The organism is Pseudorhodoferax soli (assembly GCF_003337555.1).
GTDB classification, from domain to species: Bacteria; Pseudomonadota; Gammaproteobacteria; order Burkholderiales; family Burkholderiaceae_C; genus Pseudorhodoferax; species Pseudorhodoferax soli.
Window position 1 is genome coordinate 105,332 of record NZ_QPJK01000005.1, and the last position, 26,508, is coordinate 131,839.

The window sequence follows — 26,508 nt, forward strand, 5'->3', positions numbered from 1 at the left end:
CGTTCAGCCGCCGAGCTTGTCGAGCGTCTTCGTGTCGAAGTCGCTCGCATCGTGGCGTTCGCGCAGCTGGCTCTCGGGCTTGCCCTGCACGCGGTTGACCATGCGGCCGCGGCGCGCGCCGGGGCGCTGCGCGATCTCCTCGGTCCAGCGCTGCACGTGGGTGTACTCCTGCACCTGCAGGAACTGGCCCGATTCGCCATAGAGCTGGCCCTTGGCCAGCGCGCCGTACCAGGGCCAGATGGCCATGTCGGCGATGCTGTAGTCGTCGCCAGCCACATAGCGGCTCTCGGCCAGGCGCCGGTCGAGCACGTCCAGCTGGCGCTTGACCTCCATCGCGTAGCGGTCGATCGCGTACTCGATCTTGCTCGGCGCATAGGCGTAGAAGTGGCCGAAGCCGCCGCCCAGGAAGGGCGCGCTCCCCATCTGCCAGAACAGCCACGACAGGCACTCGGCCCGCGCTGCGCCGCCCGTGGGCAGGAAGGCGCCGAACTTCTCGGCCAGGTACAGCAGGATGGCGCCGGACTCGAACACGCGCACAGGCTGCGGGCCGCTGCGGTCCAACAGCGCCGGGATCTTGGAATTCGGGTTGATGCCGACGAAGCCGCTGCCGAACTGGTCGCCCTCGCCGATGTTGATGAGCCAGGCGTCGTACTCGGCCCCGCTGTGGCCCAGCGCCAGCAGTTCCTCCAGCATCACGGTGACCTTGACGCCGTTGGGCGTGCCCAGCGAGTACAGCTGCAGCGGATGCCGGCCGACCGGTAACTCCTTGTCGTGCGTGGCGCCGGCCACGGGGCGGTTGATGTTGGCGAAGCGGCCGCCGCTGGCCTTGTTCCAGGTCCAGACGGCGGGCGGGGTGTAGGTTGGATCGTCAGGCATCGATCCAGTCTATCGAGATCAGCCGGGCGATGCAGGCCGCGCCTGTGCGGCCCCGGCCTCCAGCAGGAATTCCGCGACCTCGTCGGAAAACCGGGCAGGCTGGCCGTGGACGAGCACACCATCCGGATTCTGCGGATCGGGCCGCGCACCGGGCATGCCGTGCGCGACCAGCGCCTGCGCGCAACCCAGCCAATCGCCCTCGGCGTCGTCGGGCCGGTTGCACGAGGCCCACTGCAGCGTGCCGCAGCAGTTGTCGTCGAAGCCGTGGCGCTCGGTCCATTGCGCGCCGTGCGCCAGGAGAAACCGCGCCATGGCCGCGTCGCCGCGGAACACGGCCTGGTTCAGTGCCGAGGCGTCCCAGTCTCCCGCGCGCACGGCGACCGGCCAGCCCAGCCGCACCATGCACTGCACGGCCGCCAGGCAGCCCTGGGCCGCGAGCTCGGGCAGCAGGCGCAGGTGCTCGGGCGGCAGGGCGGCCGGCCACTCGGGATGGCCGGCCTGCAGTGCCCTGGCCTCGGTCTCGTCGCCACGCGCGCAGGCGGCGAGGAAGCGCTCCAGCGGCGCGGCCGGTGCCGGCACGCCGGCGGCCACGAGGAGCGCCGCCACCTCGGGCAGCCCGTAGCGCAGCGCCAGCGTGGCGGCGTCGGTGCCGTCCGGCGTGCGCACCTGTGGATCGGCGCCGGCCTCCAGCAAGGCCGTGACATGCGCGGCCGAGCGGCGCCGGCGGATCGCCCACAGCAGCGGCCGACCCCACGGCCCCGCGAGCGGGGCGGGCGCGGGCTCGTTCGGGTCGCCACCATGGGCGAGCAGCAGGCGCAGCTGGGGCAGGGCGTCCAGGTCGAGCACGCGGTACAGCGCGTTGCTGCCCGTCACGCGCGCGCCAGCCTGCAGCAGCAGCGTGCACTCCACGCTCTCCAGCGCGTGGTAGAGCGATTCGCCGTCGTTGGGGTCGGCGCCCGCGGCCAGCAACATGCGTGTGAGAGCCGCGTCGCGGTTCTGGCCGGCAGCGCCGTACAGCGTCGACAGGTGCTCCGTGGGCGAGGGCGCGGCCAGCGATGCCGGTGGCCAGCGGTTGCCCACGGACTGGTTGGCATCGGCCCCGGCATCCAGCAGCAGCTGCGCGCAGGCCAGCAGGCCCGGGCGGAAGGCGGGCAGCTGCCACAGGCTGGAGTGGGCCACGGCGAACAGCGGCGGCAGCTGCAGCGCGCCGCCAGGCCGGTGCAGCCACGCGCGGTCCTGCGCGATGGCGGTGCGCAGCCGCGGGGCATCGCCCGTTGCGCAGGCCATGAGCAGGTCACCGTCCGCCAGTTCGGGCTGCTCGGCCAGCAGCCGCGCGGCCACGGCCGGCTGCGCGCGCCCGGTGCCGCCGGCCACATCGCCGGCATAGGCCAGCTGCAGCCAGCGCAGGCGTGCGCGCGCGGGGTCGGCGATGGCCTCGGCGTGGGCGATGCGCGCGGCCACGAAGTCCATGAGTTCGGACCAGGAGACGAAGCCGTGTTCGCGCGCGATGCAGGACTGCGCGTCGTGCAGGCGCAGGCCCATGGCCGCGATGGCGGCGTTGCTGGCGCCGCGGGCGGCGGGCAGGGCGGCGCGCATGCGGGCCGAGGCGTCGGCGTCGCCGGCGCGCAGTGCGGCCAGCAGCTGCTTGGCCTGCTTCTTCAGGTGCGCGGCGTCGGGCCGCGGGGGGATGTGCTTCACGAGAAACCTCCGTGCGTGGATGGCCGGGGACCCGCAGCATCGGCCGCACAAAGGTGGGGAAAAACCTCGGGCGCACGCGTGACAGCGTGCGTGGGGCAAGTGGGTTCAACCCTTCCCGCGGGTCCGGGCGCGGCTTGCACCGCGGCCGGCATGGTAGCTCAGCGCCGGCCCAGCACGGCGCGCAGTTCGGCGACCGTGAGCGGACCGTCGCCGGGCAGCTGGGCGGGCCGCGGCAGGCCGGCCAGCACGGGGAACTGGCCGTCGGGCTGGGCCACCTCGAACAGCTGCGCGATGGCCTGCTGCACACCGCGCAGCTGCTCGCCCTGCCCGGCTTGCAGTGGCCCGCGCAGGGCCTGGCGCAGCAGGCGTTCGGCCAGCTCCAGGCTGTCGACGAAGTAAGGCAGGCCGCGCGTCTGCAGGCTGGCCAGTGCCGCCACGAATGCGGCCTGCGGCGCGGCTTCGCCGAAGGGCTTCTTCTTGCCGTGCTCCAGCGCGTGGCGCAGCGAGGCAGCCCACAGCACCGCCGCATCGGGCAGGTCCGGCGCGCGCTGCAGCAGGCTGCGCGGCCAGGCCTGCAGCTCCTCGATGTGGCCGGTGCTGGCCTGCAGCAACATGCCGGCCGTGAGCGCGGCCTGGCCATTGGGCTGGTCCTGCGCGGCGGCGCGCAGGCGCTCGGGGTCGATGCGCTCGGCCGCCTTGCGCGCGCTGCCGAGTTCGGCCTCGCGCAGCAGCGTCCACAGGTACTGGTAGTGGGGGTTGTGGGCCGACGGCCCCAGGCGGGCCTGCAGCTTGAGCAGGCGCGGCGGCTCGCCCGGCATGCCCGGGCCGAACTGCAGCGACAGGCGGATCGGCACCGGGCCGCTGGCGTCGGTCGGCAGCGCCACGGCCAGGCGCTCGCGCTGCACGTACTGCACGCCCTCGAACACCAGCAGCACGCCACCGGTGCGCGCCGGCAGTTCCAGGTCGACCTGCACCTGGCTGCTCGGGTCGTCGCGCTCGACGGCCAGCAGCAGCAGGCCTGCGGTGAGCGGGAGGCCGTCGTCCAGGCCGAACGCATGCACGCCTTCGCGCCACAGGTGCGAGGTGTACTCGTGGCCCATGCGGCGGTGGATCTCGCCGAAGTCCTGCACCATCGCCTCGAGCGGGATCGCGTCGCCCACCGCCAGCCGGGGATCGAAGCGCTCCGCGCTGGCGCGCAGCGCTTCGGTCAGTGCATCGGGCCGCGGGCGTCCGCCACCCACGCGCGGCAGCGCGCCCGGCGTGGGCACGGGCGGTGGCGGCACCGGCCCGGCCAGCAACTCGGTGACGACGAGCGCATCGTCGCCCTCGACGCGGGGCCGCACAGCCTGCTCCAGCTGGCCCTGGCTGGCCGCTTTCAGCAGCGCATTCACGTCCTTGCGCACGGCCTCCACGAGTTCACGGAATTCCAGCCGCGCATCGGTGCCGCCATCGCCACGCACGGCGTTGAGCAGCGCCTGGCCGAACAGCGTGTGCGGCTGGCCCGGCACCTGGTAGGCCTGTGTGCCGGGCGAGGTGGCGGCCAGCGAGGCGGCCGTGCGCGGCACCTGGGTGCCGGCCTGCAACAGCGGAAAGCAGGTGTTGGCCGTGGCGCCGCGCGAGGCCAGCGGCGAGAACTCGTTGCGGCAGGCATCGATGAGCGCGAGGTGCTCGGCCACGGGGCTTTGCTCCATCCAGTCCTGCAGTTCGCGCGTGCTGACGCAGTTCTGCAACTGGGGCGCGCCGGGGTCCGGGTCCAGGTAGTCGCTGGGCAGCAGCAGCGCGCGCCAGTTGGACTGCACGCCGTGGCCGCTGAAGAAGAAGAGGGTGCGGCTCTGGCGTGCCGCGGCCGGCGCGCTGGGCAGTTGCCCCGTCCAGCGCTGGATGGCCTTGACCAGTGTGGCGTGGTCCGCTGGCGCGTAGTGCACGAGGCCGCGCTGGTCGAAGCCGGCCTTCTCCTCGTCCGTCGGCGCCAGCAGCAGTTGGCACCAGACCAGCGGCAGGCCGTCGCGCCGGAAGTCGGCGCGCAGCCAGTCGAACAGGCTGGCCGCGGTGTTGGCCGATGCGCCCAGCTGGCCCAGGCCGAAGGCGTCGGGCGCGGGTGCGCTGCCGCCTTCCAGGTGTGGGTAGGCGCTGACGCCGGCCAGCAGCGCATACAGGCCCGGCATGCCGGCCTGCCACTGCGTGTCGCGCCACAGGCCTGGCGTGTTGGCGACGGGTTCCAGTGCCATGGGATCTCCTAGGCGTAGCGGGGCGGAAGGGGCGGCGGGCCGGTCAGGGCCGGCGGTGCGGCACGGCCGGCCGCCTGTGCCCATTCGCGTGGCGGCTGCAGCTGCAGCGACAGCAGGCACTGCGCGCCGCCGGTGGACAAGGCGAGTGCGTAGTGCGCCGCGGGTGGCGCGATCGGGTGCGCCGTGCCGTCGGCACCGCGCAGCGCGGTGAGCTGGAACTCCGGCGGCAGCACGATGCTGGCCGAGGCGCCGCGCGCCCGGTCGTGCAGTTCCACGGTTGCGCCGGGCCCGTCCTCCTCGTCCTGCCAGAAGCCCAGCCACAGGGCCTCGCGCGCGCCGCAGGGTGCCAGCAGCTCGTCGCCATTGCGGTGCAGCGGCACCACGCCCCAGCTGCGCAGCCGTGCGCCGGCCTGCCAGTGGGCCAGCCCGATGCGGTGCACGCGCATGCGCAGGCCCATGAAGACCAGCAGGTCGCGCTGCAGGTCAGAGCTTGAGAGGGAATTGGTTGGGCTCACGACAGGGCTCCCGAAGGCGCCGGGCAAGGCGCGCCGCGCAGCCCATATCGGGATATGGGCAAGCGGTGCAACGCCGCCCGGCGTCTTTGGGGGCCATGGCCCGCAGGGCGAGACCCCGCCAACCCATTGTTCTCAGATGCCACGGCGCACCGCGGGGGATCGCGTGAGCTCAAGCGATTGCCTCTCAAGCTCTCATGCGTAGAGCTTGCGGATGGTTGCGGCATCGCCGGCCGACAGCTTCCACGAGGGCATGAAGCTCTTGCCGTTGGTGGTCCAGTGGGCCGGGATCGTGTAGATCATGACCGAGGCGCTGTCGAAGTCGGTGGTGATGGTGGTGGACGCGTCGAACTTGGCGAACACGTTGTGCGTGATGGTCGCGTCGTCCCAGAAGTTGGGCGAGCCGCCCAGGTCGGCCTTCACGGCCGCCTTGTCCCATTGCACCAGCGCGCCAGGGTGGTTGTGCTCGTGCAGCAGGCCCAGCGCGTGGCCGAACTCGTGGATCACCACGCTGGAGAAGTCTTCCTCCGGCGTGTCCAGCGCGGCCCAGCCCAGGTTCATGGTGGCCTGCGAACTGCGGATGCCCTTGGCGTCCGTGCCCACGTAGGACCACGAGCCCGCGCCGGGGTCGAACGTGATGCGGATGTCGCCCGCTTCGTTCGGCTGGGCCTGCTCCAGCTGCAGGTGCACGCCGTCCAGCATCCAGGACTGCGCGGTCTTCAGCGTGCGGGCGTGCAGGGCGGCGTCGCCCTGCAGGAAGCGCACCTTCAGCAGCTTGTCGCGCGGCCAGAGCTTGTTCTTCGCCGCCACGCCCATGGGCGTGAGCTGCGTGGGGCTGCCCGCCACGCGCTGCCCGCCGTCGATGTCGACGGCCGTGCAGATCCATTGCTTGCGTTCTTCGCTCATCGTGGGCTCCTTGCACGGCCGGCGGGCCGCGCTGCGGATTGTGCGGCGCCCAGCGGCGAACGCAATCCTCAGACGGATGGAGAGTCGCCCTGCAGCAAGCGCATCACGCGCAGCATGTGGGCATCGCGCTCCTGCGCCATGGTCTCGGTGCTGCGGCCGGCGGCGGCGTCTTGCATCTGCGCGATGAGCTTGGCGCGTGTGTCCGCATCCAGGGTCGGCTGGCCCAGGTCGGCCCACCAGCTCTCCACGGCCGGGCCCAGCCGCTCCAGGAAGGCTTCCATGCCGCGGGGGCCGCCCGAGAGATGGAAGATGGCGTGCGGGCCGCACACGGTCCAGCGCGCGCCCAGGCCTTCGGTCACGGCGCGGTCCACGTCGGCCACCGTGGCGTAGCCGCCTGCGACGAGGTGCACGGCCTCGCGCCACAGCGCGGCCTGCAGCCGGTTGACCAGGTGGCCCGTGGCCTCGCGCTGCAGGCGCACGGTCTGCTTGCCCAGCGTGCGGTAGAAGGCCTCGGCCCGGTCCATCGTGTCGGCGCTGGTGGCCTGGCCGCCGACCAGTTCCACGAGCGGCATCAGGTAGGCCGGGTTGCAGGGGTGGGCGATCAGCAGGCGCTGCGGATGCGCCAGGCCTTCTTGCAGCAGCGTGGGCATCAGGCCGGAGGAACTTGACATCAGCAGCGCATCGGCCGGCGCGGCGGCCTCCACGGCGCGGTAGGCCCTGCGCTTGAGTTCCAGCTGCTCGGGCAGGGCTTCCTGGATGGCGCCCACGCCCGCGACGGCTTCCTCGATGCCGGCGCACAGGCGCGGCAGCCTGGGGTGTTCGGCCAGCAGGCCCAGCGCCTGCATGGCCGGGCGGGCACGCGCGAGCATGTCGTCCAGGCGCTGCTGCGCGTCCGGCGAGGGATCGGCCACGCGCACCTCGCGGCCGGCCAGCGCGAAGAAGGCCGCCCACGCGGCGCCGATGACGCCCGCGCCGAGCACGGCGATGGGGGCTTGGTCTGCAGTCTTCAAACTTCGGTATCTCCGTGCGAAAGGTGGTCCCACATGCGTTCGAAGATGCGGCCGGCGCGCGTGGCGCGGCGCGTGGCTTCGTCGGCCGTGAGTTCGATGGGCTCGCCGCCGGCGGCGGCGCAGTCCAGTTCGATGCGGGCGGCGTCCTCCAGGTACCAGGTCAGCACCACGGCCTCGGGCAGGCTGGGGCCGGCCACGACCACGCCGTTGCCGCGCATCACGATGGCCGGTGCCTGGCCCATCTGTGCCACCAGGGCCTCGGCCTGTGCGTCCGAGCGCAAGAGCTGTACATCGTCCCAGAGCGGCGTGCCGGGGTGGAAGTAGCTGCCCATGCCGTGCAGCACGCGCGGCGTGCGGCGCAGCGTGGAGAGCGACATGGTCTTGGGCGGCATGGCGCGCACCACGCCGCCGATGTCGGGGCGGCGGCGGTAGATGGCACGGTGGATGCGCACCTCGCCCAGCAGGTCCTCGGGGAAATCGCCGGCCAGCGGCACCACGGTGCCGGGCACGCCGAAGCCGATGCTGCCGGGCGGCTGGCTGGCGCAGACCAGGAAGTGGTCGGCATCGAGCCGCATGCTGCAGTGGCCGTAGGCGTGCAGCAGGCCGTGGCGCGACAGTGCGCGGGCGGCGCGGCGCACCAGCAGTTGCGCAGGTTCGAGGGCATCGGGTTCCATGGCGGTTCCTTTCAACGGATGGCGCGCAGGCGCCGGCGGATGAACTGGCTGGCGATGAACAGGTCGCGCTCCACGGCCAGGCGCACGCCCACAGGGTCGTGGCGCGCGAGCGCGGCCAGCGTGGGCTCGTGCGCGTCCTTGAGCGCGGCGGCGGCTTCGGGCGCCTCGAACAGGCGATTGGACACCGGGCCGGCCTTGAGCCACAGCGCCGCGATGAGGTCGAACAGCAGCGGCGAGCCGGCCGCACGGTACAGGCGCACCTGGAAGTCCTCGTTGGCCGCGAGGTAGCCAGCGGCGTCGCCCTGGCCCAGCGCCTCGCGCATGCGCCCACCGAGGACCACGAGCGCGGCGCGGCCAGGCTCGTCGATGCGCAGGGCGCCGCGCTCGGCGGCCTCGCCTTCGAGCAGCATGCGCATCTGCACCAGGTCGTCGAACTCGGCCGGCGAGAGCTTGGGCACGACCACGCCGGCATTGGGCACATTGCGCAGCGCGCCCTCGGCCGCCAGGCGCTGCAACGCGGCGCGCACCGGCATCAGGCCGCAGCCCAGGCGCTCGGCCAGATCGCGGATCTTGAGCCGCTCGCCGGGCTGGAAGCGGCCCACCGTGACCCATTGGCGCAGCTGCGCGTAGATGGCGTCCTGTTGGGTGGCGGAAGCGGCGGCGGGCTCTGGGGGCATCGTCAGGCGTGGGTGAGTTCGGCCAACACGGCGTCGAAAGCCTCGACGAGGCGATCGACGTCGGCAGGCGTGGTCTCGGGGCAGACCAGCATCATGTTGTGGAAGGGCGTGATCAGCACGCCGCGGTTCAGCAGCGCCAGGTGCAGCAGGTGCTCCAGCGCATCGTCCATGGCGGCGGCGGCCTCGCTGCCGTTGCGCGGTGGCCGGGCGCAGAACTGGAACTCGGCGCGCGCGCCGACCTGGCTCACGCACCAGGGCAGGCCGTGGCGTGCAATGGCGCCGCGCAGGCCGTCGGCCAACTGGCCGGCCAGCGCCAGCATGGGCTGGTAGACGGCGTCCGTCATCAAGCTGGACAGCGTGGCGCGCATCGCCGCCATGGCCAGCAGGTTGGCCGTGAGCGTGGTGCCGATGCCCGAGTGGCCGGGCGGCGCGGCGCGCTTGGCGGCCTCGCAGCGGGCCGCCAGCTCGGCCGTGAATCCGTAGGCCGCGCAGGGCATGCCGCCGCCCAGCGGCTTGCCGAGCACCAGCGCGTCGGGCGCCAGGCCGTGGGCGCGCGCATAGCCGCCCGGGCCGCTGCTGATGGTGTGGGTCTCGTCCAGCACCAGCAGGCTGCCGTGGCGGCGGATCAGGTCTGCCGCGGCCGGCCAGAAACCGGGCTCGGGCAGCACCATGCCGATGTTGGTCATCACCGGCTCGGCCAGCACGCAGGCCACGTCGCCGGGCGCGAGCGCGGCCTGCAGCCCGGCCAGGTCGTTGAACTCGACCACGCGCGTCGTTTGGGTCAGCGCGTGCACCTGGCCCAGCAGGCTGGGACGCTGCACGGGCCGGCCGTCGACGAGGTCGACGAACACGTCGTCCACGGTGCCGTGGTAGCAGCCGTTGAACACCAGCAGCACGGGGCGGCCGGTGACCGCGCGCAGCCAGCGCAGCAGGAAGCGGTTGGCGTCGCTGGCCGTCATCGCGAACTGCCAGCGCGGCAGGCCGAAGCGCGCGGCCAGCAGTTCGCCGACGGCGGCGGCGTCCTCGCTGGCCAGCATGGCCGTCAGCCCGCGCGCGGCCTGGGCCTGCAGGGCCGCGACCACCGGGGCCGGGGAGTGGCCGAACATGGCGCCGGTGTCGCCCAGGCAGAAGTCCGCCAGCTGGTGGCCGTCCACATCGGTCAGGTGCGCGCCGCGCGCGTGCGCGACGTGCAGCGCGAACGGTGTGCCCCAGTCGCTCATCCAGTGCAGCGGCACGCCGAACAGCAGGTGCTCGGCACTGCGGGCGGCGAGCGCGGCGCTGCGCGGGCGTGCAGTGGCGAAGCGGGCACGTTCGCGCGCGGTGAGCTGGGCAATGCGGTCGGCGGAGATGGCGCTGCTGGACATGCTGGCCTGGGGGATGGTGGCGGTGCTTTTGATCATAAGCAGTCATCCGGCGCTATGGCGCTGATGGTGCATGCGCCATTGTGATCAAGCGTTTCAGATGCCCAGGTGCCCCTGCACGGTGGCGCGGTCGGCCTGCAGCGCGGCGCCGTCGCCCTGCCAGACGACGCGGCCTTTCTCCAGCACCACATGCTGGTCGGCCAGATCGAGCAGCGCGCCCAGGTTCTTGTCCACCACCAGCATGGCCATGCCGGTGGCGCGCAGCGTGCCCAGCACGCGCCAGATCTGGTCGCGCACGAGCGGGGCCAGGCCCTCGGTGGCCTCGTCCAGGATCAGCAGCCTGGGGTTGGTCATCAGCGCGCGGCCGATGGCCAGCATCTGCTGCTCGCCGCCCGAGAGCTGGTTGCCCAGGTTGCCGGCGCGCTCCGCCAGCCGCGGGAAGAAGTCGTAGACGCGCTGCAGCGTGAACGGCTCGGCCGCACCATGGCGGTTGGCGGCCGTGGCGACGAGGTTCTCCTGCACCGTGAGCGTGGGAAAGACCTGGCGGCCCTCTGGCACCCAGCCCAGCCCCAGGCGCGCGGCCTCGAAGGCGGCCATGCGCGTGATGTCGCGCCCACCGAACTGCACGCTGCCCGACTGCTTGGGCTGCAAGCCGATCACGCTCTTGAGCGTGGTGGTCTTGCCCATGCCGTTCTTGCCCAGCAAGGTGACGATGCGGCCATCGCCCACCGTGAGGTCGATGCCGTGCAGCACGCGGCTGGCGCCATAGCCGGCCTGCAGGCCCTGGATCTGGAGCAGGGCGGGCATCAGTGCTCGTCTCCGAGGTAAGCGCTGCGCACCGCCGGGTCGGCCTGCACCTCGGCCGGCGTGCCGCAGGCGATCGCACGGCCGTAGACAAGCACGCTCACGCGGTCGGCGAGGCTGAATACGGCCTGCATGTCGTGCTCCACGAGCAGCATGGTGTAGCGGCCCTTGAGGCCCTGCAGCAGTTCGACCATGCGCGCCGACTCGCCCTGGCTCATGCCGGCCAGCGGTTCGTCCAGCAGCAGCAGGCGCGGCTGCATGGCCAGGGCCATGGCCAGTTCCAACTGGCGGTGCTCGCCGTGGGCCAGGGCCATCACGTCGTCGTGCGCGCGCCCGGCCAGGCCGGCCAGTTCCAGGGCCTGCAGCGCCGGGCCGGTCAGCGCAGGCTGGCGGTGCACGGGCGTCCAGGCGCCGAAGGAATGGCCGCTGCGCGCCTGCACCACGAGCATCACGTTCTCCAGCACCGAGAAGCCGTGCAGCAGCTGCGTGATCTGGTAGCTGCGTGCAATGCCGGCCAAGGCGCGCTGCGGCACGGGCCAGTGCGTGATGTCCTGCCCGTCGTAGAGCACGCGGCCGGCATCGGGCAGCAGTTCGCCGGTCAGCTGGCCCATCACGGTGGTCTTGCCGGCGCCGTTGGGGCCGATCAGCGCATGGGTTTCGCCCGGGGCGATGCTGAGCTGCAACTGGTCGGTGGCGGTGAGGCCGCCGAAGCGCTTGACCAGGCCTTCGATGGCCAGCAGTGGCCGGCTCATCGCCGCTTCTCCCACTGCAGCACCGCGCCCCAGATGCCGCGCCGCGACACCAGCGCGACCAGCAGGATCAGCGGCCCGAGGATGGCCATCCAGTGCTGCGTCCAGCCCGACAGCAGTTCCTCGAGCACGAGCAGCACCACGGCGCCGACCAGCGGCCCCATGACCGTGCCCATGCCGCCCAGCACCACGATGAGGATCAGTTCGCCCGAGGCCTGCCACGAGAGGTAGGACGGCGAGGCGAAGGCCGTGAGGTTGCCCTGCAGGAAGCCGGCCAGCGTGCAGACCAGGGCCGAGAGCACATAGGCCGTGAGCTGGTAGCGCAGCCGCGGAAAGCCGGCCGCCAGCATGCGGCGCTCGTTGGCGTGGAAGCCGCGCAGCACCATGCCGAAGCGGCTGTGCACCGCACGCCAGACCGCGAACATCACCAGGAACAGCAGCCCGAGCGCCAGGTAGTACAGCGCGAGCTTGCCGTCCAGCGCGGGCAGCGGCGCGAGCTGGCTGCGCTCGCCCAGCGGCAGGCCGTCGTCGCCACCGTAGGTCTTGAGGCTGACGGCGAGGAAGTAAAACATCTGGCCGAAAGCCAGCGTGATCATGATGAAGCCGATGCCGCGTGTGCGCAGCGACACCAGCCCAGTGACCGCTGCCACGCACGCCGCCAGCGCCAGCGCGATGGCCAGCTGGGCCCAGCCGTTGGTTATGCCGTGGAAAGCCGCGATGCCGACCACGTACGCGCCCAGGCCCACGTACAGCGCATGGCCCAGGCTGACCATGCCGCCATAGCCCAGCACCAGGTTGAGGCCGCTGGCCGCGATGGCGAACACCACGATGCGCGTGGCAAAGCCGAGGTAGAAGCTGGAGCCGGCCCATTGCGCGAACACCGGCACCAGCAGCATCAGCAGCACGATGGCGCAGGCCAGCCAGGCGCGTGGCGTGCGCCAGGAGAGGGGTTCAGGAAACATCTTGCCTTGCGTGGAGCTGGATTGGGCGTGGTGCAGGGGCCGCGGCCACCGGGTGGCCTCTTTCGCGAATGTCCCCCGCCTGGGCCGCAGGCGGCCCAGGCTCCTCCTTGATTTCGCTGCAGAGGCCACCCGATGCCCTCGGCCCTGGGCACGTCGCGTCGTGCGAGCTGGTGCGACGTGACGCTTCATGACCACGCCGATGGTGTGCTCCACGCAGCGAAATCAAGGAGGAGCCCCGGGCCGCCTGCGGCCCGGGGCGGGGGACATTCGCAGAGTGGAGTACACCGTCGACGGGGTCTCGCGCGACCGCAACCAGCGACCGTACGCTCATCGCCGCACCGGAAACAAGCCCGCCGGCTTGACCGCCAGGATCACCGCCATGAACAGGTAGATCAGCATCGAGGCCAGCGCCGGCCCAGCCGCATCCGCCACGCTGCGCTCGAAGAACTGGCGCGTGATCTGCGGCATGTAGGCCCGGCCCATGGTGTCGACCAGCCCGACGAGCAGCGCCGCGTAGAAGGCACCGCGGATGGAGCCGATGCCGCCGATCACGATGACCACCAGCGCCAGGATCAGCACGTTGTCGCCCATGCCCGACTGCACCGAGACGATGGGGCCGACCAGCCAGCCCGCCAGCGCCGCCAGGCCCGCGCCGACCGAGAACAGCAGCGTGTTGAGCAGCCGCGCGTTGACGCCCAGCGCGGCCACGGTGTCGGGGTGCGTGGAACTGGCGCGCACCAGCATGCCGACGCGCGTCTTGTGGATCAAGAGATGGATGCCGCCGGCCACCAGCAGCCCGGCCACGATGATCATGGCGCGGTAGGCCGGGTAGCTGAAGTCACCGAACTGCAGCGAGCCGTTGAGCCAGTCCGGCTGCGCCGTGAACACGGGCTGCGCACCCCAGACCATGCGCACGGCCTCGTTGAAGAACATGATCAGGCCCAGCGTGGCCAGCACCTGGTCCAGGTGGTCGCGCGTGTAGAGCCGGCGCAGCGCCAGCCGCTCGATGGCGAAGGCCAGCAGCATGGCGCCGCCGATGCCGGCCAGGCCCGCCAACAGGAACGAATCCGTGCGCGCCAGCGCGGCCGCCGCGAAGTAGGCGCCCAGCATGTAGAACGAACCGTGCGCCAGGTTGATGAAGTTCATGATGCCGAACACCAGCGTGAGGCCGGCCGACAGCAGGAACAGCAGCATCCCGAGCTGCACCCCGTTCAGCAGCTGGGAGAAGAACAGGCTCCAGATCAAGCCCGGCTCACTTCATGGGGCATTCGCCGACGTAGGCGTCCTTGTGCGCCGTGAGCTGCTTGCTGACCGTCTTGAGGTTGGCGTTGCCCTTGGCATCCTTGGCCACCTCGAACACGTAGAAATCCTGCACCGGGAAGTTGTTGGGGCCGAAGCTGAACGTGCCGCGCACCGACTTGAAGTCCGCCGCCTTGAGGGCCGTCTGCAGCGCGGCCCTCTCGGTGCTGCCCTTGGTCTTGCGCAGGGCCGAGTCGATCAGCAGCGCCGCGTCGTAGGACTGGGCTGCGTACTCGCTCGGTGTGCGCTTGTACTTGGCCTCGAAGTCGGACACGAACTTCTGGTTGGCCGGGATCGGCAGGTCCGGGCCCCAGGCCGAGGCGTGCATCACGCCGAGCGCGCTGTCCTTGAGGGCGGGTAGCGTGGTGCCGTCGGTGGTGGACACGCTCAGCAGCGGGATCTTGGCCGTGAGCCCGGCCTGCTGGTAGGCGCGCACGAAGGCCACGCCCAAGCCGCCGGGGTAGAAGGCGTAGACCGCATCGGGCTTCTCGGCCGCGATGCGCGAGAGCTCGGCGGAGAAGTCCAGCTGGCTCAAAGGCGTGTAGATCTCGTCGGCCAGCGGCGTCTTGTAGACGCGCTTGAAGCCGCTCACGTAGTCCTTGCCGGCCTGGTAGTTGGGCGTCATCGCGATGATGCGCTTGTAGCCCTTGTCGGTGGCGTACTTGCCCATGGCCTCGGCGAACTGGTCGTTCTGCTTGGAGACGACGAACAGGTTGGGGGCGCACTGCGCGCCCGCCAACGGCGCCGGCCCGGCGTTGCCGCCCACCACGACGACGCCGGCCGAGGTCAGCTTCTTGCTCACGGCCATCATGATGTTGGAGAAGGTGATTCCGGCGACGATGGGCACCTTTTCCTTCTCGATCAGCTCGTCGGCGATCTGGTTGGCGACCTCGGGCTTCAACTGGCTGTCGCGGCGCAGCACGTTGACCGGCACGTCGCCGAGCTTGCCGCCGTTCTGCTCCACCACCAGCATGAAGGCGTCCAGCATGTCCTGGCCCAGCGCGGCCTGCGGGCCCGAGAGTTCGGCCATGAAGCCGATCTTGACGGGGGTCTGGGCCTGGCCCGGCGCCGAGAAGGTCAGCGCCACGGACGCGAGCGCGCTGGCGAGAAGCGTTGGTTTCAAGTCGATCTCCTGGTCGTTGGTCTGGCCGACGGACTGGAGCGCCCGGCGCGCCATCGGCGGGCCGCATTGTTCACCAAAAGAGTGCAGCCACCTTGGTGGCTAACCCGCAGAGCGCCGCGGGATCTCAGTCGACGGACGCCCCCGAAAGCTTGACCAGGCGCAGGTGCTTGTCGAGCTCGGCCTGGAAGAAGGGCAAGGCCTGCTCGGGCGAGCTCTGCACGGTCACGATGCCCTGGGCCGCGAGCGCATCGGCCACCTCCTTGCTGGCCAGCACGGCCTGCAGGTCGGCAGCGGTCTTCTGCACCACGGCCGGTGCCATGCCGGCCGGGCCGACCACGGCGATCCAGGCGTCGAAGCCATAGCGCGGCAGGCCGGACTCGGCGAGCGTGGGCACCTCCGGCAGCAGGGCCGAGCGCGCCGTGCTCGACATGGCGATGGCGCGCAGCTTGCCGGCCTTGATGTGCGGCGCCACGGCCGTGACCGAGACGAAGGCCATGTCGACCTGGCCGCCCAGCAGGTCGGTGGTCAAGGGGCCGGTGCCGCGGTAAGGGATGTGCTTGATCTGCACGCCGGCCTCCTGGCCGAACAGTTCGCCGGCCAGGTGCAGCGTGCTGCCGTTGCCGGCCGAGCCCAGGTTCAGCTGGCCGGGTTTGGCCTTCATGAGCGCGATGAGTTCGGGCGTGTTCTTCGCCGGCACGGAGGGATGCACGACCAGCACCAGCGGCACGCTGCCGATCACGCGGATCGGCGTGATGTCGGCGATCGCATCGAACAGCTGCTTCTTGTAGATGCCCGGGTTGATCACGTGGTTGGACGAGACCATGGCGAGCACCGAGCCGTCCTTGGCGCCGTTGACCACCTGCAGCGTGCCGGTCATGCCGCCCGCGCCGGGCAGGTTCTCCACCACCACGGGGTGGCCTGTGCGCCTGGCCAGCGCGGGCCCCATGGCGCGGGCCATGGTGTCCACGGTGGAGCCGGTGGTCAGCGGCACGACGAGGCGGATGGGCTTGTCGCCCTGGGCCCAGGCGGGCGCGGCCAGGCTGGCGGCGAGCAGCGCCAGGGCGCCACGCCGCGCGATCGCGGGGTGTTTCATCGTTGTCTCCGTTGTGGTTGCGAAAGCAGTGCTCAGCCTTGCGCGGCCTGCAGGTCGGCGAAGGACAGCAGGCGCCCCGCGATGGCACTGGCCGCCACCGTGGGGGGGCTTGCCAGCCAGACGCTGCCGGGGCCCGAACGCCCCGGAAAGTTGCGGTTGATGGCGCTGACCGTGATCTGGCCGGCATCGGTGGACGAACCCGGGCCGCAGTTGGCGCAGGCGCCGCAGGAAGGCTGCAGGATCTGCGCGCCGACCTGCGCGAAGGCCGCGAGGTAGCCCTGCGCGGTGCAGTAGTCGCGCACGGCCGTGGTGCCGAACTGCAGGTACAGCTGCACGCCCTCGGCCACGCGCAGGCCGCGCGCGGCGGCCCAGGACAGCACGGCGTGGTAGTGGTCGAAGTCCTCGCGTTTGCCTGCTGTGCACGAGCCGCCGTAGGCGATGTCCAGCCGCACGGGCGCGTCCAGCGCGGCCAGCGGCACGCCGTTGCCCGGGTCGCCCGGGCGGGCCACCATGGGCGAGAGCGCGCTGCAGTCCAGCACGATGTGGCCGGCGTAGGCGGCGTCCGCGTCGCTCGCCATCCAGTCCTGCAGCACGAAGTCCACGCCGCGGCGCTCCTGGAGGAAGCGCACGGTCTCGGCATCGGGCGCGACGATGCCCGTGAAGCCGCCGAGCTCGGCCACCATGTTGGTCAGCGTGGCGCGCTCGTCGATGGACATGGCGGCCACCGCGCTGCCGCAGAACTCGAACACCTTGCCCACCCCGGCGCCGGCACGGATGCCGGGCTGGGCCAGCAGGTGCAGCAGCACGTCCTTGGCCGTGGTGCCGGCGGCCAGCGGGCCCTGCAGTTCCACGCGCAGGCACTGCGGCACGGTCAGCCGCACCGCGCCCGTCACGAAGGCGTTGGCCATGTCGGTCGTGCCCACGCCGAAAGCCACGCAGCCGAGCGCGCCGCTGTGCGGCGTGTGCGAATCGGTGCCCACCACGAGCTCGCCCGGCAACGCATAGCGCTCGGCCACCATGGCGTGCGAGATGCCGGCCTCGTTGTGCTGCGCGCCGGGCGCGGCGGCCTCCTCGTCGGTCAGCGTGCGGTGCAGGGTCAGGCCGTGGGCCTGCGCGAAGTCGCGCTGCGCCTGCACCATGGCGCGGATGTTGGGCACCAGGCCCATGCGCAGGTGCGCGGGGCTCTGCGCCACGTAGGCGGTGTGGTCCTCGAACACCACGATGGTGGACGGGTCGGCCAGCTGCAGCGCAGGGCCGAAGCTGGCCTGCAGCATGTGGGCGCACATGCCGGTGTAGTACTCGTGGATGAAGCGGCGGTCCGCGCGCACGAAGGCGCCGTCGCCAGCGGCCGGGTGCGCCGGCGTGACCGGCGTGGCCAGTGCGTGGCGCGCGACGATCTTCTCGAACAGCGTGCGCGGCCCGGTGCCCCCTGCATCGGCGGCTGGCCGGATGCCTTGCATGTGCAGCTGGCCGAAGCGCAGCAGCCCGCCCGCGCGCAGGATGGCCGCGGCGAGCGCGTCGCGCCCGGTCACGAGTTCGTCGATGGCGATGGCCTCGCCGCGCTCGATGCGCGGAATGAGGCCGAGGTCGGTGGACGTGAACAGGCCGATGTTGTCGGCGTTCTGGCGGTAGATGCGCTCGAAGCTCTCGGCCACCACGAGCCGGATGCCGGCCAGCTTCTCGGCGGCGGGGCTGTGCTCGCGCGAGGAGCCCTTGCCGTAGCGCGCGCCGGCCACCGTGACCGAGAAGCCCCCGGCGCGCACGGCGCCGGCGGCAATGGGCTGCTGGCCATCGACCGTGAAGCCGGTGTAGGGGTAGCGGCCCAGCGCGTCGTCGTAGTGGGCCAGGATGGCGACCGGCGTGATCTCGTCGGTCGAGACCTCGTCGCGCAAGGGTCCGGCCTGGGCCAGCGTCATGGGGCGGCCGGCCATCTGGTCGGCCATGGCGGCCGGGTTGCGTGCGAGGTACAGCACGCGGCCTGCAAGATCGGGTTTCAAACGCTGGGTCTCCGTCGCCCACCGTGGTGGTGGTGGCGCGGACTGTAGGAGCGCGCGGCGCACCCGACCAAGTGCGCATTTGCGCCGGGGGGCATGCGCTGCGCGCATGTCCGGGCCAACCCCCGGTGGGCGGCCTCAGGCGCGCAGCGCGTCGATCAGCGCGGCCACGGCCGCCGGCCGCGGCGTCTTGTGCAGCGCATAGAGCCGCAGCATGCGCGGCGCCCAGTCTTCGGCCAAGGGCCGCCGCGCGAACTGCGGCGCGCCGGCATAGGCACGCGCCGCGCTGCGCGGCAGGATGGCCAGGCCCAGGCCGGCCTCGACCATGCGGGCCACGCCGTCGAAGCTGTGCACGGCCACGGCCACCTGCAGCTGCAGGCCGGCGGCGCTGGCGCGCTCGCGCAACTGGCGGTCCAGCGCGCCGCCGCTCTGCACGCAGACCAGCGGGTGCTGGGCCACCTCGGTGAAGCGCAGGCTGTCGGCGGTGGCCAGCGGGTGGGCGGTGGGCAGCAGCACGGCGAGCGGGTCGTCGGCGAAGTCCCAGGCGTTGAGCCCGGCCGGCACCGCGTGGGCGACGGCCACGCCGACATCGGTCGCATCGTCCAGGCAGGCGCGCAGCACCTCGTCGCTGAGCCGCTCCTGCAGTGCGATGGAGACCAGCGGATAGGCCTGGCGAAAGCGCTGCAGCCGCTCGGGCAGAAAGCCGATCACTGAGGATTCGTTGGCGCACAGCCGCACCAGGCCGCTGACGCGGCCGTCGTGCGACTGCACCTCGCGCAGCAAGGCGTCCAGCCCGGCCTCCAGTTGCAGGCCGCGCTCGTGCACGAGCCGGCCGGCATCGGTGAGCCGGATGCCCAGCGGCGAGCGCACCAGCAGCGGCACGCCGAAGGCATGTTCGAGGTCGGCGATGCGGCGCGACAGCGCCGAGGCGGACAGGTGCTCGCGTGCAGCGGCGCGCGCGATCGAGCCTTCCTCGGCGGCGCTGGCGAACAGGCGCAGGCTGTAGGGGTCGAGGCGGCGGGTGGCCATGGCGAGCGGCAGTGTAGGGGCACCGGCCGGCGCCGGACACGGGGCCGGTCATGGCGCTCGGCTATCGTTGGCGCCATGACTTCCTCGACTGTGCGCGCGCACTGGGCTGCGCGCTTCCTGTTCTTTGCGGCCGGTTGCATGTTCGCCACCTGGGGCGTGCAGATCCCTACGGTGAAGACCGTCTACGGGCTGGGTGTGGGCGCCATCGGCGGGCTGGTGCTGGCGGCTGGCGTGGGTTCGGTGCTGGGGCTCACGCAGGCCGGCTGGCTCATTGCGCGCCATGGCGCGCGCCGCGTGGCCTGGTGGGGCGCGCTGCTGTCTGCGCTGGCCCTGATGCTGTTGCTGCACATGCCCCACCTGGTGCTGCTCTGGGCGCTACTGGGCCTGTTCGGCCTGGCCACGGGCCTGCTCGACGTGGCCATGAACGCCGATGCCTCGGAACTCGAACGCCAGGCCGGCCGGCCGCTCATGAGCGCCTTCCACGGCATGTTCAGCCTGGGCGGCATGGTGGGGGCGGGCGTGGGCGGGCTGCTGTTCACGGCCGGCGTGGCGCCGAACCTGCAACTGCTCGGCGTGGCGGCGTTCAGCATGGCGCTGGTGGCCTGGAGCGTGCGGCAGATGCCGCCGGGCCAGGCCCTTGCAGAAGAAGCGCATGGGCGCTTCGCGCTGTCGCGCGGGCGCTTGGCGCTGGTGGGGCTGCTGGCGGCGCTGGGCTTCGTGGTGGAGGGCGCCATCTACGACTGGAGCGTGCTGTTCCTGGCCAGCGAGCGCGGCGCGCCGCAGCAGCAGGCCGCGCTGGCCTATGCCAGCTTCTCGGCCGCCATGGCGGCCACGCGCTTCGTGGGAGACCGGCTGCGCGCGCGCTGGTCCTCCGTGGGGCTGCTGCGCGCCAGCGCCTGCCTGGCGGCCGTGGCGCTGGCGCTGGTGCTGCTGTCCAACAGCGTGCCGCTGGCCCTGGCCGGCTTCGCGCTGGTGGGCGTGGGCCTGGCCAACGTGGTGCCGGTGCTGTTCAGCGCGGCGGCGCAGGTGCCGGGCGTGGCGCCCGCGCAGGGCATTTCGGCGGTGGCGTCGTTGGGCTACTGCGGCTTCATGGTCGGGCCGTCCATCATCGGCTTCGTGGCCCATGGCAGTTCGCTGACGCTGGCCCTGGGCCTGGTGGTGGGCTGTGCGCTGTTGCAGGCGGCACTGGCGCGGCGCGCATTGGGTGCTTGAGACGGCGGTTGAGCCGGCGTTCGACCAGCGCCACGGCGATGCCGGCGCCGCAGATGCACGCGATGCCCAAGGCCGAGGTGGCGTCCGGCAGCTGGCCGAACACGGCCCAGCCCAGCCCCACGGCCGACAGGATCTGCAGGTAGCTGTAGGGGGCGAGCAGCGTGGCCGGGGTGCGGGCGTAGGCAGCAGACTGCAGGCCGTGGCCGATGGCGCCGGTGATGCCGGTGGACAGCAGCAGCGCCCATTGCCAGCCGCTGAGCGGCGGCAGCTCCCAGATCCAGGGCAGCAGTGGCGTCAACGCCACCGTACCCACCAGGCCGCCGTAGTAGTTGGTCGTCAGCGGATCGTCGCCTGCCAGGCGGCGCGTGGCGATCTGGAAGGCCGCGAAGGTCAGCGCCGTGGCCACGCCCAGCAGCACGCCGATGGTGTCGAGCCCCGCGCCCGGCCGCACCACCAGCAGCATGCCGGCAAAGCCCAGCGCCACGCCCAGCCAGCGGTGCAGGCGGTGCGGCTCGCGCAGCAGCCAGGGTGCCAGCGCCATCAGGAAGATCGGCGCCATGAAGTTCATGGCCGTGGCCTCGGCCAGCGGCACGCGCTTCAGGACCGAGAAGAACAGCAGCGTGGAGCCAATCATCAGCACGCCGCGCAGCAGCTGGCCACGCAGCGAGCCGGTGCGCAGCAGGCCGAGCCCGCGCCGCGGCAGCAGGATGGCGCTGGACAGCGCCGTGTGCACGGCATAGCGCACCCAAGCCACCAGTAGCACCGGCACCCCCAGCAGCGCGAGGTACTTGCCGCTCGCATCCAGCCCCGACAGCACCCACAGGCCGAGCACGTGGAGCAGGATTCCGTTCGATCTCATATAAGCAACGAACTTTCTATTCTTATGAGTTTTATAGAAAAGAGCGTAGATTCACGCCCCTTCCAGTGAATAAGGGTTTCCACGGTTGTGGAGACCATCGCAAGCAATGATCGAGTTGAGGGGTATCACCCAGACCTACCAGGGTAGCAGTGGGCCGGTGCAGGCGCTGCGCGGCATCGACCTGGAGGTGGCCGCCGGCGAGGTGTTCGGCATCATCGGCCGCAGCGGCGCGGGCAAGAGTTCTCTGGTGCGCGTGATCAACCTGCTGAACCGGCCCACGGCCGGGCAGGTGCTGGTCGACGGCCGCGAGATGACGACGCTGCCCGAAGCTGCGCTGCGCGTGGCGCGGCGCGAGATCGGCATCGTGTTCCAGCATTTCAATGTGCTGAGTTCGCGCACCGTCTACGACAACGTGGCGCTGCCGCTGGAGATCGCGGGCCTGTCCGATGGCGAGATCAAGAAGCGGGTGGAGCCCCTGCTGGACCTGGTGGGCCTGTCGGCACTGGCCAGGCGCCATCCCTCGCAGATCAGCGGCGGGCAGAAGCAGCGCGTGGGCATCGCCCGGGCGCTCGCGAACCGGCCCAAGGTGCTGCTGTCCGACGAGGCCACCTCGGCGCTCGACCCGGAGACCACGCGCTCCATCCTCGGGCTGCTGCGCCAGATCAACCAGGAATTCGGCCTGACCATCGTGCTGATCACGCACCAGATGCAGGTCATCAAGCAGGTGGCCGAGCGCGTGGCCGTGATCGACGCGGGCCGCATCGTCGAGCAGGGCCGCGTGATCGACGTGTTCTCCAAGCCGCAGCACGCCACCACGCGCAGCCTGATCGAGGAAATCGTGCCGCAGGAACTGCCCGACTCGGTGCTGGCACGCCTGCGCACGCTGATGGGCGCGAGCCCGGCCGGCGAAGGGCAGGGCCTGCGCCTGGCCTTTGCCGGCGATGGTGCGGACCAGCCGCTGCTGAGCGAGCTGGTGCGCCGCTTCGGGCTGGACTTGTCGATCCTGCACGGCCAGATCGACGAGGTGCAGGGCCAGCCCTTCGGCACGCTGGCGGTGTTTGCGCGCGGCGCGGCCGACCAGCTGCAGGCGGGCATCGCACACCTGCGCCAGGCCGGTGTGAACGTCCAACCCCTGGTGCAGGAGGCTGCCCATGTTTGATTTCCTCGAGACCTTCAACGGCCCGCTGCTGGACATGTTCGCCACCTCGATGTGGGAGACGCTGGTGATGGTCGGCATCTCGGGCCTGGCCGGTGGGCTGATCGGCGTGCCGCTGGGTGTGCTGCTGCGCCTGACCGACCGCGGCGGCGTGCGCGAGAACGCGCCCGTCAACCGCATCGTCGGCGGCATCGTCAATGCGGTGCGTTCCACGCCCTTCATCATCCTGCTGGTGGCCATCATCCCGTTCACGCGCTTCGTGACGGGTTCGTCCATCGGCACGGCCGCGGCCGTGGTGCCGCTCACGCTGGCAGCAGCGCCCTTCGTCGCGCGGCTGGTGGAGACGGCGCTGCGCGAGGTCGACCACGGCCTCGTGGAAGCCGCCCAGGCGATGGGCGCGACCACGTCGCAGATCGTCTGGAAGGTGCTGCTGCCCGAGGCGCTGCCCGGCATCGTGGCCGCGCTGACGATCACGCTGGTCAGCCTGACGGGCTTCTCGGCCATGGCCGGCGCCATCGGCGGCGGCGGGCTGGGTGACCTGGGCATCCGCTACGGCTACCAGCGCTTCCTGCCCGAGGTCATGGCCGCCGTGGTCCTCGTGCTGATCGTCTTCGTGCAGCTGGTGCAGAGCGCCGGCGACTGGCTGGTGCGACGCATCCGGCATTGATGTTCTTGCGCCGCATCCGGCATTGATTCTTTTCTTCAGGGAGCTTCTCATGCAAAAACGTACATTCATCTCCACCATCGCCCTCGCGCTGCTGGCCTCCACCACCGCCATCGCGCAGGACAAGCCGCTCAAGATCGGCGTCACCGCCGGCCCGCACGCGCAGATCTTCGACCAGGTCAAGCGCATCGCCGAGAAGGACGGACTGAAGGTCCAGATCGTCGAGTTCAGCGACTACATCCAGCCCAATGCCGCGCTGGCCGCTGGCGACCTGGACGCCAACAGCTACCAGCACCAGCCCTTCCTGGACCTGCAGGTCAAGGACCGCGGCTACAAGCTGGTCTCCGTCGCGCAGACCGTCAACTACCCGATCGGCCTGTACTCCAAGAAGGTCAAGGACCTGAAGGACCTGAAGGAAGGCGCGCGTTTCGGCATTCCGAACGACCCGACCAACGGCGGCCGTGTGCTGCTGGTGCTGCAGGACAAGGGCCTGATCAAGATCAAGCCCTCGGCCGGCCTCAAGGCCACGCCGCTGGACGTGATCGAGAACCCCAAGAAGCTGCGCTTCGTCGAGCTCGAGGCCGCGCAGCTGGCGCGCTCGCTGGACGACCTGGACGCCGCGGCCGTCAACACCAACTTCGCGCTGTCGGCCGGCCTGAACCCGGGCAAGGACGCGATCGCGCAAGAGAGCGCCAAGTCGCCCTACGTCAACGTGCTGGTGGTGCGCGAGCAGGACAAGGACAAGCCCTGGGTCGGCAAGCTGGTGAAGGCCTACCACTCCGACGAGGTGCGCAAGTTCATCCAGACCGAATTCAAGGGTGCGGTGCTGGCGGGTTTCTGAATCTCGGCTAAGGTGGGCGCCCTTCACACACTCTGAAAGGACAGCCCCATGGCCCAGATCAAGATCGCCGTCGTCGTCGGTAGCCTGCGCAAGGACTCGTTCAACCGCAAGCTGGCCGTCGCGCTGGCCAAGCTCGCGCCCGGCGATGTGACGTTCGAGCAGCTGCGCATCGACGACTTGCCGCTGTACAACCAGGACGACGACGGCAACCCTGCCGCCAGCGTCACGCGGCTGAAGTCGGAGATCCAGTCGGCGCAGGGCCTGCTGTTCATCACGCCCGAGTACAACCGCTCGATTCCGGGCGTGCTGAAGAACGCCATCGACCACGCCTCGCGCCCCTATGGCAAGAGTGCGTTTCCGGGCAAGCCCGCGGGCGTGATCGGCGTGTCGGTCGGCGCCATCGGCACGGCGCTGGCGCAACAGCACCTGCGCAATGTGCTGGCCTACCTGGACGTGCCCACCCTCGGCCAGCCCGAGGCCTTCGTGCAGGCCAAGGACGGCTTGTTCAACGCCGACGGCAGCGTCGGCGAGGCCAGCCGCGCATTCCTGCAGGGCTGGCTCGACAAGTACCTGGCCTGGGTGCGGCTGCACACCGCGGGCTGATCCCTCAGGCGCGCGGCCGGTCCTGCGGCCGCGCGAACCAGGGCCAGGCGTTCAGCAAGGCATAGAACGCCAGGGCCGCCACCATGATCACCAGCAGCGTGGGCAGGCCGGCCCCCAGCCGCAGCGCCAGGTGCCCGGCCAGGTAGACCACCAGCAGCCGCGCAGCCCCCGCGACGATGCTCCAGCCCATGCGCCGCGCGCCCTGCGAGGCGAAGTAGAGCGACAGTCCCAGTCCGAACAGCCCGTACGCCGGCCCGACCACCTGCAGGTACTGGGTGCCGACGCGGATGGCCTCCTGGTCGTGCGTGAACAGCCCGAGCCAGGCGGCCGGGAACAGCGCCGCTGCCAGGCCCACGAGCGAGGTGACGGCGGCGGCGAGCAACGCGCCTGTCCAGGCCACACGGCGTGCGCGCACCAGTTGGCCCGCGCCGGTGTTCATGCCGACCATGGCGACCATGGCGGCGCCGAAGCCGAACACGATAGGAATCTGCAGGTACTCGAGCCGGATGCCCAGCCCGAAGCCGGCCAGCGCTTCGCTGCCGAGCGGGCTGACCAGTGCCGTGGCCGTCAGCACCGACAGGTTCAGCGTGACGTTGTTGACGATGGCCGGCGCGCCCACGCCCAGGATGTCGCGGAACAGCGCCCAGCGCAGCTTGTGGTGCAGGCGCAGCTGCACGCCGCCGTTGCCGCGCAGCACCGAGACCAGCATCACCGCGGCGGCGACGACGTAGTAGACGACCAGCGCCAGCCCCGCCCCGGTGATGCCCATGGCCGGCACCGGGCCCCAGCCGAAGATCAGCACCGGCGAGGCCAGCAGCAAGAGCAGCACGCCGCCGGACAGCACCATCGCCGGCAGCGCCATGTTGCCGCTGCCGCGCAGCACGCTGGCCATGCCGTTGGCCAGCCACAGGAACACGGCGCCGATGAAGATCGCGTTGGAGTAGGCGAGGGCGGCCTCCTGCACCACCGGCGTGGCGCCCATGGCGCGGTACAGCAGCGGCCCGCCCAGCAGCCCGCCCAGCATGCAGGCCACGCCGAAGGCCAGCGCGATGACAAGGGCGTGCAGCGCCAGCGCCTGCGCCTTCTCGGTGTCGCCAGCGCCGGTGGCGCGGGCGATGGCCGAGGAGATGCCGCCGCCCATGCCGCCGGCCGACATGGTCTGCATCAGCATGATCAGCGGGAACACCAGCGCGGCCCCGGCCAGTGCGTCCACGCCCAGCAGGCCGACGAAGTAGCTCTCCAGGAAGTTGGCGGCGGCCTGCGCCAGCATCACGATGAGGTTGGGCGCGGCCAGCAGGAGCAAGGTGGCCAGCACCGGGCCATGCAGCAGGCGCTGGGAGCGGGCGTGGGCGGCGAGCACGGCCTTGCCTGGCGCGGCAGCCGTGGGGGTGGCAACCGCGCTCATGGCGCCAGGCCCTCTTGCAGCAGGCGCGCGCGTGCGCTGGCCAGCAGGGCTTCGGAGATCGGGTCGCCCTTGGTGGCGCGGGACAGCAGCAGCGCGCCGACGAGCGTGGCCACGTCGGCCAGCGCGCGCTGTTCTGCCGCGGGCGAGCCGGCGTCGGGCTGCACGCTGGCCAGGCGGGCGACCATGGACTTCACGCCGTCCAGGTAGGCCGCGCGCACGGGCGCGTCGGCATCGGTGCGGGCCACGTCACCGGCCAGTGCGGCGGCCGTGCAGCTGCTGCCGGGGCGGTCGCGCGTGGCCGTTGCCAGGTAGCCCTCGACATAGGCCCGCCTGCGATCTTCGCGTTCGGGCAGTTCGGTGAAGCGCTGGTCCCAGCGCGCACTGGAATGCGCGAAGGCGTTTGCGCAGGCCACGGCGGCCAGGCCGTCCTTGGACGAGAAGTGCCCGTAGAAGCCGCCATGGGTGAGGCCGGCAGCGGCCATCACTTCGGCGACGCTGACGCCGTGCAGGCCCTTCTCGCGGAACAGGCGCGCGGAGGCCTTCTCGATCGCGATGCGGTTCTGGTCGGTCTGTTGCTGGGATACGCGTGGCATGCGCCGCTCCGTCATTGATAAATGACGTTCATCATAAATGGATTGCGTGAATAAATGTTGGCCATCATGTTTTCGTTCGAACGCATGGCTACCGGTCTTTACAGAAGTTCATGCGCCGGATGTCGTCCGGGCGGTCGCCAGGCCGTTGAATGCACATCTGGTTTGCTTCGTTGGAGATCT

Annotated in this window: 25 protein-coding genes; 5 read left to right on the plus strand and 20 right to left on the minus strand. The window is 71.3% G+C overall.

Annotated elements, in window-relative coordinates:
• Positions 1-3: 3 nt before the first annotated feature.
• From yghU to DES41_RS18485, 17 genes are all read right to left on the minus strand, one after another.
• Positions 4-876 (minus strand): glutathione-dependent disulfide-bond oxidoreductase, encoded by an 873-nt coding sequence (gene yghU / locus DES41_RS18405; protein WP_114469130.1) that lies wholly within the window; start codon positions 874-876, stop codon positions 4-6.
• A gap of 18 nt (positions 877-894) precedes the next feature.
• A complete protein-coding gene (locus tag DES41_RS18410) occupies positions 895-2,574 on the minus strand; it encodes an ankyrin repeat domain-containing protein (RefSeq protein WP_114469131.1) in 1,680 nt (559 codons plus the stop codon).
• Positions 2,575-2,732: 158 nt separating this feature from the next.
• Complete coding sequence (locus DES41_RS18415) at positions 2,733-4,802, minus strand: caspase family protein (RefSeq protein WP_170168216.1); 2,070 nt, start codon at positions 4,800-4,802, stop codon at positions 2,733-2,735.
• 8 nt (positions 4,803-4,810) lie between these two features.
• Complete coding sequence (locus DES41_RS18420; RefSeq protein WP_147282889.1) at positions 4,811-5,317, minus strand: hypothetical protein; 507 nt, start codon at positions 5,315-5,317, stop codon at positions 4,811-4,813.
• 192 nt (positions 5,318-5,509) lie between these two features.
• A complete protein-coding gene (locus DES41_RS18425; protein WP_114469134.1) occupies positions 5,510-6,220 on the minus strand; it encodes a matrixin family metalloprotease in 711 nt (236 codons plus the stop codon).
• A gap of 68 nt (positions 6,221-6,288) precedes the next feature.
• On the minus strand, positions 6,289-7,230 hold the full coding sequence (locus DES41_RS18430) for a 3-hydroxyacyl-CoA dehydrogenase NAD-binding domain-containing protein (protein WP_114469135.1): 942 nt from the start codon (positions 7,228-7,230) through the stop codon (positions 6,289-6,291).
• A complete protein-coding gene (locus tag DES41_RS18435; RefSeq protein WP_114469136.1) occupies positions 7,227-7,904 on the minus strand; it encodes a class II aldolase/adducin family protein in 678 nt (225 codons plus the stop codon). The genes DES41_RS18430 and DES41_RS18435 overlap by 4 nt, the downstream gene beginning before the upstream one ends.
• An 11-nt stretch (positions 7,905-7,915) precedes the next feature.
• Positions 7,916-8,581, minus strand: a complete 666-nt coding sequence (locus tag DES41_RS18440) for a GntR family transcriptional regulator (protein ID WP_114469137.1) — start codon at positions 8,579-8,581, stop codon at positions 7,916-7,918.
• A 2-nt stretch (positions 8,582-8,583) separates the two neighbouring features.
• A complete protein-coding gene (locus DES41_RS18445) occupies positions 8,584-9,945 on the minus strand; it encodes an aspartate aminotransferase family protein (RefSeq protein ID WP_114469520.1) in 1,362 nt (453 codons plus the stop codon).
• Between the two features lie 93 nt (positions 9,946-10,038).
• Positions 10,039-10,749, minus strand: a complete 711-nt coding sequence (locus DES41_RS18450; RefSeq protein WP_114469138.1) for an ABC transporter ATP-binding protein — start codon at positions 10,747-10,749, stop codon at positions 10,039-10,041.
• Positions 10,749-11,498: an ABC transporter ATP-binding protein gene (locus tag DES41_RS18455; RefSeq protein WP_114469139.1), complete on the minus strand. Its 750-nt coding sequence runs from the start codon at positions 11,496-11,498 to the stop codon at positions 10,749-10,751. The genes DES41_RS18450 and DES41_RS18455 overlap by 1 nt, the downstream gene beginning before the upstream one ends.
• Positions 11,495-12,457: a branched-chain amino acid ABC transporter permease gene (locus DES41_RS18460; protein ID WP_114469140.1), complete on the minus strand. Its 963-nt coding sequence runs from the start codon at positions 12,455-12,457 to the stop codon at positions 11,495-11,497. Before DES41_RS18460 ends, DES41_RS18455 begins: the two co-directional genes overlap by 4 nt.
• A 327-nt stretch (positions 12,458-12,784) precedes the next feature.
• A complete protein-coding gene (locus DES41_RS18465; RefSeq protein WP_114469141.1) occupies positions 12,785-13,702 on the minus strand; it encodes a branched-chain amino acid ABC transporter permease in 918 nt (305 codons plus the stop codon).
• A gap of 7 nt (positions 13,703-13,709) precedes the next feature.
• Positions 13,710-14,879, minus strand: a complete 1,170-nt coding sequence (locus DES41_RS18470) for an ABC transporter substrate-binding protein (RefSeq protein WP_245965772.1) — start codon at positions 14,877-14,879, stop codon at positions 13,710-13,712.
• A 124-nt stretch (positions 14,880-15,003) separates the two neighbouring features.
• Positions 15,004-15,972: a tripartite tricarboxylate transporter substrate binding protein gene (locus tag DES41_RS18475; RefSeq protein WP_114469143.1), complete on the minus strand. Its 969-nt coding sequence runs from the start codon at positions 15,970-15,972 to the stop codon at positions 15,004-15,006.
• A 32-nt stretch (positions 15,973-16,004) separates the two neighbouring features.
• On the minus strand, positions 16,005-17,915 hold the full coding sequence (locus DES41_RS18480; protein ID WP_114469521.1) for an aconitase family protein: 1,911 nt from the start codon (positions 17,913-17,915) through the stop codon (positions 16,005-16,007).
• A gap of 189 nt (positions 17,916-18,104) precedes the next feature.
• Positions 18,105-18,995, minus strand: a complete 891-nt coding sequence (locus DES41_RS18485; protein WP_114469144.1) for a LysR family transcriptional regulator — start codon at positions 18,993-18,995, stop codon at positions 18,105-18,107.
• A 75-nt stretch (positions 18,996-19,070) separates the two neighbouring features.
• Here DES41_RS18485 and DES41_RS18490 point away from each other — a divergent pair, with 75 nt between their 5' ends.
• Entirely contained in the window at positions 19,071-20,207 is a 1,137-nt protein-coding gene (locus DES41_RS18490; protein WP_114469145.1) for an MFS transporter, read from the plus strand.
• On the opposite strand, the gene DES41_RS18495 is transcribed toward DES41_RS18490, so the two are convergent.
• Positions 20,101-21,066: a DMT family transporter gene (locus DES41_RS18495; protein WP_245965773.1), complete on the minus strand. Its 966-nt coding sequence runs from the start codon at positions 21,064-21,066 to the stop codon at positions 20,101-20,103. The genes DES41_RS18490 and DES41_RS18495 overlap by 107 nt on opposite strands.
• A 106-nt stretch (positions 21,067-21,172) precedes the next feature.
• On the opposite strand from DES41_RS18495, the gene DES41_RS18500 reads away from it, so the two are divergent.
• The 4 genes from DES41_RS18500 to DES41_RS18515 are packed head-to-tail and all read left to right on the plus strand — an operon-like array spanning position 21,173 to position 24,330.
• Positions 21,173-22,225: a methionine ABC transporter ATP-binding protein gene (locus tag DES41_RS18500; protein WP_114469146.1), complete on the plus strand. Its 1,053-nt coding sequence runs from the start codon at positions 21,173-21,175 to the stop codon at positions 22,223-22,225.
• On the plus strand, positions 22,218-22,889 hold the full coding sequence (locus DES41_RS18505) for a methionine ABC transporter permease (protein WP_114469147.1): 672 nt from the start codon (positions 22,218-22,220) through the stop codon (positions 22,887-22,889). Before DES41_RS18500 ends, DES41_RS18505 begins: the two co-directional genes overlap by 8 nt.
• A 49-nt stretch (positions 22,890-22,938) precedes the next feature.
• Positions 22,939-23,727 carry a MetQ/NlpA family ABC transporter substrate-binding protein gene (locus tag DES41_RS18510; protein WP_114469148.1) on the plus strand — a complete coding sequence of 263 codons (789 nt, stop codon included), beginning with the start codon at positions 22,939-22,941 and terminating at the stop codon, positions 23,725-23,727.
• A gap of 48 nt (positions 23,728-23,775) precedes the next feature.
• Positions 23,776-24,330 carry an NADPH-dependent FMN reductase gene (locus tag DES41_RS18515; RefSeq protein WP_114469149.1) on the plus strand — a complete coding sequence of 185 codons (555 nt, stop codon included), beginning with the start codon at positions 23,776-23,778 and terminating at the stop codon, positions 24,328-24,330.
• 4 nt (positions 24,331-24,334) lie between these two features.
• Here the strand turns inward: DES41_RS18515 and DES41_RS18520 are convergent, their stop codons facing one another.
• Both DES41_RS18520 and DES41_RS18525 read right to left on the minus strand, forming a co-directional pair.
• The gene (locus DES41_RS18520) at positions 24,335-25,735 is read right to left on the minus strand and encodes an MATE family efflux transporter (protein ID WP_114469150.1); all 1,401 of its coding nucleotides are present in this window, start codon (positions 25,733-25,735) and stop codon (positions 24,335-24,337) included.
• Positions 25,732-26,328, minus strand: coding sequence for a TetR/AcrR family transcriptional regulator (locus DES41_RS18525; RefSeq protein ID WP_114469523.1), 597 nt, complete (start codon positions 26,326-26,328; stop codon positions 25,732-25,734). Before DES41_RS18525 ends, DES41_RS18520 begins: the two co-directional genes overlap by 4 nt.
• Positions 26,329-26,508: the final 180 nt, after the last annotated feature.